This is a genomic window from Mesorhizobium sp. WSM4828 (assembly GCF_055811175.1).
The window spans coordinates 17,334-28,825 of sequence record NZ_JBVVQK010000015.1 but is presented as its reverse complement, the minus strand read 5'-3'; the positions used below and the strand labels follow the sequence as shown (position 1 = coordinate 28,825).

The window sequence follows — 11,492 nt, the reverse complement described above, 5'->3', positions numbered from 1 at the left end:
CACTTCTTTTTGGAGCGGACACTTAGGTATGGTAACAATTCGACCCCAAGTTGCGGGCTAATTGGGAGCATTCCAATGTCTGAAGCCTAAAAAAATAGTCTTGAAACAGTATTCATATCGAAAATGCTCTAACGAGCAGCCCTGATCAGCCTCTCAGCAAGCCTTGTCTTTTGAGCGATGATCTCTGATCCTTCATAGGAAAGGTGGCCGCTGTCCCGGTAGAGGAATTTGCCATCGATCTCGGTTCTGCATTTTGTGTCGTCGCAGAGAAAGTCGTGGTAAGAGACAACCTCTACGTCAGCTTTCACAGCCACTTGGTTCAAGAGCTCAAGAGTGCGGGATCTCATCCGACGGTAATCGGTGACATAGATTTCGCAATCACTGTGCCTCCCGAGCATAAGATTTCCTCTCACCTTTCGCTCAAGGCAATCGCCGATATCGAAGCCTGCGACTGGCGGAGGAGCAACTACGACTACTCGCCTGCCCAAAGCGCGAACGGCCTCGATGAGAGACTTGATACCCTCAACGGCTCCATCTACCGAAGTGTCAACTTCCGTGAATGTCCGGTCACGCCTCTTAAGCAGCATGAAGTCTTTGGAGTCAGGGGCGTCAAATGGGCTCGAAATGACAACGGTCTTTATCCCCGGCCGATTTTTCAGGATACCCAAAACACTGTCATTGAAGCGAATACAGTCCTCAGCGAAGGAGGGAGACGCTGCGCGCTTGAAGGCGGCAACGCCGATGGCGGGGAAGCACCCGCTCATCGTGAGCTGAGCCAAGCCGGCCTCTCCGATCGTCTTGGCCAAGCCGGGAACCAGTGCCATGGCAAATGAATCGCCCCAGACCAGCAATTCGGGCCTGTCCGTCGTCTGGCAGGCCTCCGGAATGGCCTGGGGAGGCGATCCAGATGTGATATCACATGCCCTTGCCAGGCCGTAATTGATGCGTCGGCTTTCGGAAAAGCCAACCCTACTTTCGGCTGCGCCAATGTCGACTGACAGTGCGAAGCCGAGAAGAACCGTTGCGGCAACGAGTCCTGACGCCATCCGTCCACGAGATGCGAAGAATCCCTGCCGGAACGGCTTTTCCACGAAACGGTGAAGAACTAAGCTTGCTACGACTGAGAAGGCAACTGCCGCATAGATCGCAAGCGCGGGAGGCTCTGCCAGCCAAGCAGCCCGCACATATACAAGCACCGGCCAATGGACCAGATAGAGCGAGTACGAGATATCCCCGATCCTTGCCATGCTTCGAACCGCCACATTATCTCTGCTGGGCGACAGCAGGAGGATCAGGGTTGCCAAGCAAACCAAAGCGGCATCCACGATCGGGTTCTGCGAACCAAGTCCAATGGGAATAAGGAGGATAAGCACGAGCGCCGGGAGGCGCAGCGCCGCAAACTTGGCCGCCACGCGAGCGCTGGCGGGAAGCAATGCCCCGAGCGAACCAATTGCTATTTCCCAAAAGCGGGTCGGCAAAAGATAAAATGCAGCGTATGGGTGACGAATGGCCACGTAGAGACACAGTGCCAGGCTGGCAACCAGGAGCAAACTAACCGCTGTGAGCCGCCATCTCTTGGGAGCCAAGGCCAAGAAAGCAGGAAGCAGCAGATAACACTGTTCTTCGACAGCGAGCGACCAGAAATGCAGGAGAGGCTTCGTTTCGGCGGATTCGCCGAAATAGTCCGCCTGAGACCAGAGAACGATGTTGCCGGTGAATGTGAGCGCCCCGAGGACCTGGCCTCGGAAGTCCCGCAGGCCCACATCTGACAGGAAAAAGGGTGCAGCGATCGTCGTGAGCGCAATGACCACATAGGCCGCGGGCAACAGGCGCTTCGCACGACGATAATAGAATTCCCAATAGCTGAACCGTGACTGCTCAAGCTGGGTCGCGATGAGGCCGGTGATCAGAAAGCCCGAAATTACGAAGAAAATATCAACGCCAAGATAACCAAACGGCGCGATTTGGGTATGATAAAGGACAACCAGCAGGACAGATAGACCCCGCAAGGCCTGGACATCGGCTCGAAAGTCTCGCGGCATAGAAGACCTGATGACATTCCCGGTTTAATTGGATGGACTGAGGCCTCGCACCAACGATGTGAAAATGGTGCCCTTCTAGAATCATCCGCTGGATCGATTTCGGCCGATCTGCCGCGCTCGCCCATAACATAACTAAGAAAGTTGCCGGCAGCAGGTGTCGGCGTACTTGCTTTCGGCCAATTGTTCTTCCTCTAATGGAGCATGCCCGCTAATTCGTAAAATCGATTAGTTGAATGCCATACATCCAGGCTATGGATCGCTTGGGTATGATCAACGTCGCGCCGATGCTGGCTGAGTTAGTCGTGCCGTCGCACTGGCTGGCAATAGGCGAGATGTTGCGACAGGCGCTCGACACGCCAGTTGAAGTGGAAAGCTGTGGCAGCAGCGCACCTTCGGCCGATTTCACCCAAAACGCTGCCGCGTCGACCAGATGCTCCGAGGCGAGGATGGCAGGGTGCTCGCTTGATGCGGTCACGGTTGCCGCATCGAGACTCGCCGGCAACAGCTTCGACACGGGGCGGCCCTGAGCTGCTGGAGGAGGGCAAACGGTTCAATAGCAAGCCCGCCGAAGGGCGGCGTCCTCAGCAGTACCGCGGATTGCGCGTGAATGCATCCAAAACGTGAATGTTCTTAATTGAAGCAATCGATTTCTCTAGTCGACGGATGATGAATATGAAGGCGTCACGAGGCCGAGAATGCGATCTGGGATACCCAGGCAATCGGTGGTCGTGGAGGCAACAACCACCTATTCGGCACAGATAGCTCGGACCATCTACCCGGTGAGAATGGCCGCTACAAACCGCATACAGTCGGTGAGGACAATGACAAGCTCAGTGGCGGTCCCGACGAGGATGTCGTCTATGCGCCGACGTGAAGCCGTGTCGATGCTCAGGTCGTATGCCGAGTTGTTCGACGTGGTTACGATGATGTTGCCACATCACAGTTGCGACGCAGTTCCCGCCATGCCAACCGCAAATGATAAACTCAGTTCACATCCAGGAGCGAAAGCAAAATGCATCGTCGTAATCTGATCAAAGGGTTCGTTGCACTCGGCGCGTGTCCCATTTGCGCTGATGCCGCGGGGGCGGCGGGCACCCATTGGGGATATGCCGGCCCGGCCGGGCCCGAACACTGGGGCGATCTGGATAAGAGAAATTTCGTCTGCTCGGCGGGCACACAGCAATCGCCGATCGATATCAAGGGCGCGGTCAAAGCGGATATTCCGCACATCGCCATAGGTTGGCACAAGGGCGGCGGCAGGATGGTGAACAACGGTCACACCATCCAAGTCAACCTGCCGCAAGGCAGCACCCTCACCCGCGGGGATCGTGTCTACGAACTGGTACAGTTGCATTTCCATGCGCCGAGCGAACACCACGTGGCAGGCAAGAAGTTTCCGATGGAAGCGCATTTTGTCCATAAGGACAGCAACAGCGACACTCTGGGTGTGCTGGGCGTGTTTCTGGCGCCAGGCGCGACAAATGCCAGCTTCGCCAGCCTTGCCGCAGCATTTCCCGCAATCTCAGGCGAAGAGGCAGCCGTCGACGAGGTCGATCCGAACGGGCTTCTGCCGGCTTCGCTTGGCTACTGGACATATGAGGGATCATTGACGACGCCGCCATGCACCGAAAACGTCGACTGGATGGTGGCCACGGAACCGGTTGAGGTCGACCCAGCGGACATCAAGCGATTTACCTCGCTCTATCCCCGGAACGCGCGCCCTATCCGTTCACCCAATCGGCGCTTCATCCTGGGCCTCAGCTGAGGCCCCTGCCGCCGTGAGGGGTCGAAGCACCGCCTGCGCGGCATATTCATCTGCTTCCAAGATCGTAAGGATGTGCTCCGTGTCGCGGAGGCGCCCCCTGGGGCGCTCATTCTGGTCCTGGAAACGGACCAAGACCAAATTCGGCAACGGTGTTTAAGCCGTCCTTACAAGGAGAGAGGTAGTGCGTGGCTTTCCTGTTCCAGCAGCATCCGGCCGCATACCGAGCCCAAGAGGCGCTGGAATTCACGTCGGACCGTCGCCAGGCGTGCACCACGGATCAAACGCCGTTTCCTTGGGAAACATGGCTCGGTTCCGACAAGGCAATTCTAATTGCCCTAGCCGCCTCGATTGCGCTCTTGGTCGGGACGCAGTGGCAGGCCCCCCAGATCAACGACGCGGTCCTAAGCCAGCTGCGAACCATTCAGATCAACGATGCATTGCTCCAGTGGGACGTCGCCCGCGCTCGAACCGATATGGCATTGGACTTCCGTTCGGTTGCGTCTACTGGACAGGCGCTGCAAAGCAACTTCGAAAACTTGCAACGCTATCTCGAGATTTCGCCCGATGAGAGCTCCGGGGAATCCGCACTGCTCGCGCAGCTTAAAAACTCGATCAAAAATACAGAGGCTGCCATCTCAGCCTTGATCAAGCAAAATCAGCTTATGAAAAGCTCTGTCGCAGACCTTGCTCGCGCGATTTTTCGCCCTGGGGAGGCACCGTCGGGCAGGCTTGAACTTTCCAAGCTAGCGGTCTTTTCGTCCGAACCGGGGCTCATCCTCGCATCACACATGGATCAGCCTCTCGACCGATTTGCTGCTAGGCAGGCCCGGGCTGCCGCGGATGTTGTGGGCAAGGCCTGCGCTGCCGCGTCTTCTTTATGGAGGTTGGACCAAGCTGCCAATCAGATCGCATCCCTCGACACGTCCTCCAAGGCCGCCGAACTGGAGCGAGAGCATCTGAAAGGCTACAGCCTGGCCAGCGCGCAAGCGCAGCGTGCGCGACTTTTCTTTGGCTTGCTGTCCATATGCATCTGCTTGTTTGCGATCGTTCGCTCCTCCAGACAGCATCTGCGGACGAACCGACTGAAAAGGCGGTTGGAGCTTGAAGAGGCAATGAGTGAGATCGAAGCTCGCTTCAACGACAGTAGAGCAAAGAACGACGCGGCGCGCTTTTCCACCGAAGCAGCGCTTAGACTCGTTCAACGCGTTTTCGATGCGGATCAATGCGCGCTTGCCCTGGTTGATCCGAGCCTCAGCAGGCATACCGAGTGCTTTGTGGCAAACACGTGCATACCCGTCTGGAACGCCGCACTTGTTGATGAAGTCGTTTCACTTGTCCGCGCCGGACGGCCAGTGTTTCGCGTCGTTCCGGCGGCCGAAGTGGTTCGGACCATAGGCGCTTCCGGCGTTTGTCAAATTGTTGCTTGCAGGGCCTCCGATCAGCAGGCTGCGGTTTGCATCCTTGTTTTTGAAGGAGATCGCTCACTCCCCTCAGCTGACGACCTCCGGGTTCTTGCCAGTGCTATTGTGCGTTTGAGCAACCATCTTGAAATGCAACGTGTAAATGCCGACCGCGACGTTCTGGTGAGTCGATGGGAGCATTTGGAAAGGCTGAGGACCGTCGGCACGATCGCAAGCGGCGCCACACATGAGTTCAACAATATTTTAGGCGCAATAATCGGATATTCAGAGATTGCCCAAGGCCTTGTTCGTCGCCCCTCTAGAATTCGGAACCACATCGACCAGATCATCTTAGCTGGACACCGAGCCAAGCTGATCGTTGACCAGATCTTGTCACTCAGCCGGAACCGAAAGCGCGCAGCAGTGCCTTTCAACGTGTCCGAGATTGTTATGGATCTTGCGCCATTGCTGCGGGTTACAGTTCGTGCGCATGTTCAGCTGAACTTCAAGATCAACGAGTGGCAAACGGTGGTCGAGGGCAGCCCAACCGAGATACAGCAGATCCTCATGAATCTGTGCAAGAACGCGTCGGAGGCTGTCTTGAACGAGGGCCGTGTCGAGGTTAGCGTTTCTCGCGCCCAGGTGTGCCAAACCAAGCCGCTGGCTCAGGGCACCTTGAGACCTGGAGATTACGTTCTCCTCTCCATTAGCGACGATGGCCCAGGAATCGCAAGTTCGATACTTCCGCATGTCTTTGAGCCCTTTTTTACCACGCGCTCTCGCGTCGGCGGCACCGGGCTGGGTCTTGCTGCGGTTGACAGGCACGTGAGCGCGCTCGCAGGATGCCTTGACGTCACCTCGGCTGTTGGCCGAGGGACGCGTTTTGATATCTACTTACCGGCCTCCGAGGAGGAGCCAGTCAGCGCGGGCATCGCTTTCGGCCCATACGACGGATCACTTGGCAACGGAGAAATCGTTGCAGTCGTGGAGCCCGATCCAGCAGAGTTGGAGATCTACAAGGACAAGATCGCCGCGCTGGGTTATAAGGCGGTCGGCTTCCCGACCTTCGAAAGTCTTTGCGGCTGGATCGAGAGCGGGAACGCAGCTGACCTGCTGATCTTGGGTAAAATGCCTTTCCTCGAGCGAGGACAGGCCGAATCCGTATGCCCCACCCTCATGATGGTGCCTGTCATAGTCGTCGGTGAAATCGATCCCATGCCGGTCACATCTGCTAATCAGGCCTTCGTCCTTTGGCTGGCGAAGCCGGTCTCGTCCCGGACACTGGAGCATGCGATTCGTACAATGATGATGGCATGATGTCGCCGACTCGCTCCGGCTATCCAAGCACTCCGAGAAGGCCCGTCAAAAAGACATCGAGCAGAAAAAAATAACGCGTCACATCACCGGCTTATCGATCCCGAGACATTGTTCCAGCCTTAGTGTTTGTTGAGAAGGTCGGCTACTGTCTCTCCCCGTCGCCGGGCATCGGCGGCGAGCCATACCTCTCCCACCTCATACACGTCGCCTTGGGTACGGAACGGTACGATGACGTCAATGGCAGCCGACAGCATGTCAAGAAGTGTGCGGTCTTCCACAGCGGCTCCTTGCGCGCTGCTCTTGACGAGTGAAAAGAGCTTTTTAAAGCCTTGGACAGGATCAGCCCCGTGAATCGTTGATATTGATCCCGCATGGCCGGAGACGACTTCGCTAAGGTAGGCCCATGCAGCATCGTCGCGCATCTCACCAAGCAATATTCGATCAGGGCGCATGCGCAAGCTGGCTTGCAACAGTTGCTCTGCCGTCACCGCAGCTATGCCTGCCCGGTCTTTTGGATAGAGTAACCGGACATGGTTCTCGTGCGGGATTACAAGTTCGAGCGTGTCCTCGATAGTTATCAGCCTTTCTTGCAGGGGTATGGCGCTGATCAAAGTCTTGCTCATTGTAGTTTTACCGCTTCCAGTCTGTCCGCAAAGCAGCATCGTGAGCCGTCCCCAAACGCACGCTTGCAAAAATTGCTCCAAGTCACCATGGTCGTAGTGCTGAAGAATCGTTTCATCCTGCTGCGCTTGGCGCTCTTTTCGTGACCGCCATTGATTCCAACGCGAGTATTCGTAGCGAGTTGAAACTTCCTTGAGTTCGGACACACGACTTGAAGGACGCCGTATCGTCAGGCTTATTGTTCCTGAGGGAACAGCGGGCGGCAAACAGATCTGCAGCCGCTCTCCGTTCGGCAACTCAGTCGCACAGAGGGGGCTTTGCGGTCCGACATCTTGCTTGCGCAGCGCTCCAGCGAGAATCGCGATGTCCTCCAGATCGTCATAAGCTAGTGGTAGCGGATGTTTCGTGAAAACGCCGGCCTGTCGGACAAAGGCTTCCCCAGGCCGGTTGATGGCGACCTCTTCGGTCCTTGGCTCCTCAAGCCATTTCAGAACGGGGTCGAGAAGCAAACGCAATTGAGGATCAGCCTCCGATCGCATTGTTGTCTCTCCGGCGTTCGCGATGTTGGGGGGCCACGGCAGTCGCTCTAAGATCGTATACATCTGAGAAATCGAGGTCCCGATTCACAAAGATGGATACAGCATCTCCCTGGTTTTTCTTCAGAGTTGGCGGAATGTTGATCGTCGCTCTCAATGTCGTCTCGACGGCTTGTCCACCATTGCTCTGGAAGCTGTTGATGCCGCTTCCTCCGCCAGAGCTGGCCGCGTATTGGCCGGCCGCCTGAAACGCGCCTTGGATGACGCTCATGAGAATCGCGCCGCCAAAGCGTTCCCGGAAGTGATTGTCCACCGTCCCAGGCATTCCGGAGCGGCCGAGCTCGTCAGCGGCCGGCGATGCTATCGAAACGAGGGCATGGTCAGGTGTTTCGATGCGCGTCCACAGCACGAAGACACGCCCATCCCCCTGCTGAAGACCGCGCTGGATCTCCCCAATCACGGTCGTCCCGCGGTCCAAGAGCACGACATTGTTGGTTGTGCCGCGGACGTCTTTAGGTAAGACGCACTTCACATAGCCGGGTAAATTTGTGTCAATTGCCGTTTGCAAAATGCAGGGAATGATCGTTCCTTGAGTAATCACGAGATCAGGGTGCGGCAAAAGTGTGGCCCGGCTCGGCTCCTGTATATCTGGCTTCAATCGGTTTGACAGATCGCCACCGATTGAAATCTCGTCCGGCGTCGTGGGAGCATCCTTATGGTCGTCTTCGCTCCGCTGACCGCCATTGGGCATTTGACTGCTGCTACTGTAGGCGAAAATTGGTGTTTCCTCGGGCGGCGGATCAGCTGGCGCCGATGGCGGCGTGGATGGCGCAGGATCTGCCGCCTGCGCCGCCTGTACGGGTGCTGGAGGTTCTGGAGCAACCTCGATTGGCACGGGACGGAATGGCTCGGCGTTGGCGACAATTGGCGGTTTTGGCTGAGATGGTTCGTCTTGTGTGCTGGGACGACCTCCCAGCCAGATGAGCGACAGAGATGAGATGAGGACAAGAGCGGCGACGGCCAACTTCTGCAATCCCGAAACATGCCGGCGGGCCGGCTCCGCGACCATCGATCCGGATCCATGGACATCATGTCCCGCCTGTGGGCCGGTTCCATTCATCGGCCCGAGCCTTTCAAAAGACGCCACACGTCGCGTGTCACTGTACCGGTCCCTGGCGCTCGTCCCACAGGATCATAAGCCCTGTTGAAAATGGACAAGACCGTATTGCCATCTCTCAGACGCCATTCCCGGGCGACCGCGGAGACTTCAACATAGTCGCCCTTGACCGTGTAATTGGCAGCGGCTTCCTTGCCGTCGGGATTGATAATGTAGAGGGAGGGTATGCGGGAATTACTTGCGAAGCCAAATACGGTCGTAAAGCCATTATCGAAAACTGCCAGCGGCGCCAGCGATCGATCGCCCTTTGCGACGTAGTGAAAATTGCTTTCGTCCGGACTGGCAGTTGCGGCGGGCCGATTCAACAGATCCTGAACTCTCTCGTCTTGCAGCACTTTCGCCCGGGCCTGGCCAAGTATCGAGCGCCTTTCTGCTTCCTTTCTCTGAGCAGCAGCCTCATCAGCAGGATAGGTGAACTGCACACTGTAGTATAGGTCTGGTTGCTGCTCATCGAGTTTTGGCATCGCTTTCGTTGAAATACTGAAGACGTATCTTCGTGTACCGGACTCGCTCTCGGCCAGCACGATGACCGGCTGCGGCGGCAGCATCCGGCTAGCCTTGAAAAAAAGATAGTTGGCGCGCGGGAGCGCAGCCAGGTCTTTGCTATTGGAAACGGCCACGGCTGCGACGGTCTCGTTGGCCGCGAATGTGACAACAAGCGTTGCCCCCACTGCGGTCGATAGGCGCACCACTTCGTCGGGACGGTAAGCCAGGTAGCGCATCCGCGCATCATGCTTGCCGGCAAGTGGTGTGTCTTCCGCGGACGCTTCCATCGTTAGGAAGAGTGAACAGACCAGGGCGAGAAATGCTCTTTTTGTCATGGCTGGTAGCCCAGATTCGATACGGTATCTTCCGAGGCTTGATAGGACGTGACGCGTAGACCTCCCGGATTGGTGAGCCTCGATTGCCCAGGCAGACCCGTCAAGCGCTCGTAGCGGATGGTAGCTGTCCAGGTGGTCACTATCGGCATCTGCCCATCGACAAGAAGCGTACGTTTGTATCGGATCTGTTGAACGTCCGGACTAATGTCGTTTGAGGAAATATGCCCGACCTCTAGCTTGCCGCGCTTGCCGACCGTGACTTGCGGCGAGCTGGGATTGGGATAGTTGAAGAAATCTTGATATTGCTGTTGCACAGCCGGTGCGCTGAAACTGGATACGAGATCATAGGCGTATTGGGCTGTATCTGCCGTGTAGCCCTCGCGCAGGCGTACATATTCCCACAGCGAAGCGTTTATGACGGCTCGGTCTTGGGTTGCGGGCAGTCGAGAGATTGACACTTCGCTGTCAACGGTCCCGTCCGGCCGTACCCAGAGGAACACAGGTACGAGCTTGGCCAACGGGACCATGGCAGCGATGGTAAATGCCTGGGCAACATTTCCTAGGACCGCCGCTGCGGCAAAGGCTATAAGGGCCTTTGACAGGCGCCGCGCAGACTTCGCTCGTGAAGTTTGAAACGCTTCCACCTTCTTGTAGTGAGCGGCTAGGGTTTCTCTCTCCACCAGAAGGGCATGTTCAGGAAATTTCACTTGGGCTCTTCCGCACATTCGACCTGAAGATCCTCAGGGGTGGTTTCCCATTGTCCAACGTTCAGTTGGAATGGCGTACCCGTGCAGGTCGCAAGCCGATCGGTTGTCTTGCAAGCCGCCAAAGCTAGGATTGACAAAAGTAGGTAGCGTTTCATGTTTTTGGCACCGGTTGATTGATTAACGACGCGCCGTTTTGGCAAAGTAGCGGTTGAGGTTGCTAAGAGGTCGGTTCTCGCCTGCCCAAGAGCCGCCGGCGATGCTGCTGGCGATCGTCGGAAGCGCGATGATCAGAGCGTCGCCAGCCAGGAAGAGCATGTCGAGCTCGTAAAGCCCGATGATCTTGGCAGCTGTCGTGCCCGACATTTTGATCATGATAAGCATGCCCCCCAGCCCGATTGCTTCGGCAGCGATAACTATCGTTGCAACGATGTTGAGGAGGAGAAGCAGCAGCCCGTACGAGAGCAGTTGGCCGATCCATCTGGTGGCCATGTCTCGCGTGTGATCGAAAAGATAGCCTACAAGGACCAAAGGGCCGATCGTCAAGAGCACCTTCGTCAAAATTCCAACGGCATCATAGATTTCGAACGCTGTCCACAGCGAGCCGTAGAAAATCCATTGCGCTCCCTCGAACGCAAGTATGTCCTGGCCGTTCATAGGCCCAATTTCGGAAGCAATCATCTGAAACGCAAACTGGCTTGAAGCAAACATCAAGTCGAGCTTCCGGGGAATATCGACGAATGGCAAGTCGCTGCTACTCATCTGGTGAGCAAACCTTGGAATCGTGTCGTCAAAGAACGCTTCAATGTAATGCTGGTATTTGGACTGGTCTAAGATAAGGGCAACGACAATCGACACCATGATTACGCGCGAGATACCCCCGCGCGCATCGACTTGACCTCGCATGACCAGACAGCCTTGGATTATTATCCAAAGCGTCACACACGCAACCAGAGGCGCACTGACCGCCTCTTGGATTTTTTCAAGCACGTTGTGCAGCCCTGACGTGAAGGCCAAATGAAAGATCGTGTGTATGGCCGTGAATGGCGCGGGAATCTTGAAATTCATGGCGTGAGCCTGATTTGTCCCTGATCAGCCAGCTGAGCCGG

The 11,492-nt window shown here is 56.5% G+C and carries 10 protein-coding genes; 2 read left to right on the top strand and 8 right to left on the bottom strand.

Annotated elements, in window-relative coordinates; translation table 11 throughout:
- Positions 1-128 precede the first annotated feature (128 nt).
- Positions 129-2,042, bottom strand: a complete 1,914-nt coding sequence (locus AC0L2X_RS18150; protein WP_473600155.1) for an acyltransferase family protein — start codon at positions 2,040-2,042, stop codon at positions 129-131.
- Between the two features lie 208 nt (positions 2,043-2,250).
- Positions 2,251-2,556, bottom strand: coding sequence for a hypothetical protein (locus AC0L2X_RS18145; RefSeq protein ID WP_473600154.1), 306 nt, complete (start codon positions 2,554-2,556; stop codon positions 2,251-2,253).
- A gap of 498 nt (positions 2,557-3,054) precedes the next feature.
- On the opposite strand from AC0L2X_RS18145, the gene AC0L2X_RS18140 reads away from it, so the two are divergent.
- Together AC0L2X_RS18140 and AC0L2X_RS18135 are read left to right on the top strand one after the other, a co-directional pair.
- The gene (locus AC0L2X_RS18140; protein WP_473600153.1) at positions 3,055-3,807 is read left to right on the top strand and encodes a carbonic anhydrase; all 753 of its coding nucleotides are present in this window, start codon (positions 3,055-3,057) and stop codon (positions 3,805-3,807) included.
- A 185-nt stretch (positions 3,808-3,992) separates the two neighbouring features.
- The gene (locus tag AC0L2X_RS18135) at positions 3,993-6,524 is read left to right on the top strand and encodes a two-component system VirA-like sensor kinase (RefSeq protein ID WP_473600152.1); all 2,532 of its coding nucleotides are present in this window, start codon (positions 3,993-3,995) and stop codon (positions 6,522-6,524) included.
- A gap of 119 nt (positions 6,525-6,643) precedes the next feature.
- Here the strand turns inward: AC0L2X_RS18135 and virB11 are convergent, their stop codons facing one another.
- From virB11 to AC0L2X_RS18105, 6 genes are read right to left on the bottom strand one after another with little or no spacing between them, the layout of a single operon-like run.
- A complete protein-coding gene (gene virB11 / locus AC0L2X_RS18130; RefSeq protein WP_473600151.1) occupies positions 6,644-7,684 on the bottom strand; it encodes a P-type DNA transfer ATPase VirB11 in 1,041 nt (346 codons plus the stop codon).
- Complete coding sequence (gene virB10, locus AC0L2X_RS18125; RefSeq protein WP_473600150.1) at positions 7,668-8,801, bottom strand: type IV secretion system protein VirB10; 1,134 nt, start codon at positions 8,799-8,801, stop codon at positions 7,668-7,670. The genes virB11 and virB10 overlap by 17 nt, the downstream gene beginning before the upstream one ends.
- Positions 8,798-9,679: a TrbG/VirB9 family P-type conjugative transfer protein gene (locus AC0L2X_RS18120; protein ID WP_473600149.1), complete on the bottom strand. Its 882-nt coding sequence runs from the start codon at positions 9,677-9,679 to the stop codon at positions 8,798-8,800. The genes virB10 and AC0L2X_RS18120 overlap by 4 nt, the downstream gene beginning before the upstream one ends.
- A complete protein-coding gene (locus tag AC0L2X_RS18115; protein WP_473600148.1) occupies positions 9,676-10,386 on the bottom strand; it encodes a type IV secretion system protein VirB8 in 711 nt (236 codons plus the stop codon). Before AC0L2X_RS18115 ends, AC0L2X_RS18120 begins: the two co-directional genes overlap by 4 nt.
- The gene (locus tag AC0L2X_RS18110; RefSeq protein ID WP_473600147.1) at positions 10,383-10,541 is read right to left on the bottom strand and encodes a type IV secretion system lipoprotein VirB7; all 159 of its coding nucleotides are present in this window, start codon (positions 10,539-10,541) and stop codon (positions 10,383-10,385) included. Before AC0L2X_RS18110 ends, AC0L2X_RS18115 begins: the two co-directional genes overlap by 4 nt.
- Positions 10,542-10,563: 22 nt before the next feature.
- Positions 10,564-11,451: a type IV secretion system protein gene (locus tag AC0L2X_RS18105; protein ID WP_473600146.1), complete on the bottom strand. Its 888-nt coding sequence runs from the start codon at positions 11,449-11,451 to the stop codon at positions 10,564-10,566.
- Positions 11,452-11,492: the final 41 nt, after the last annotated feature.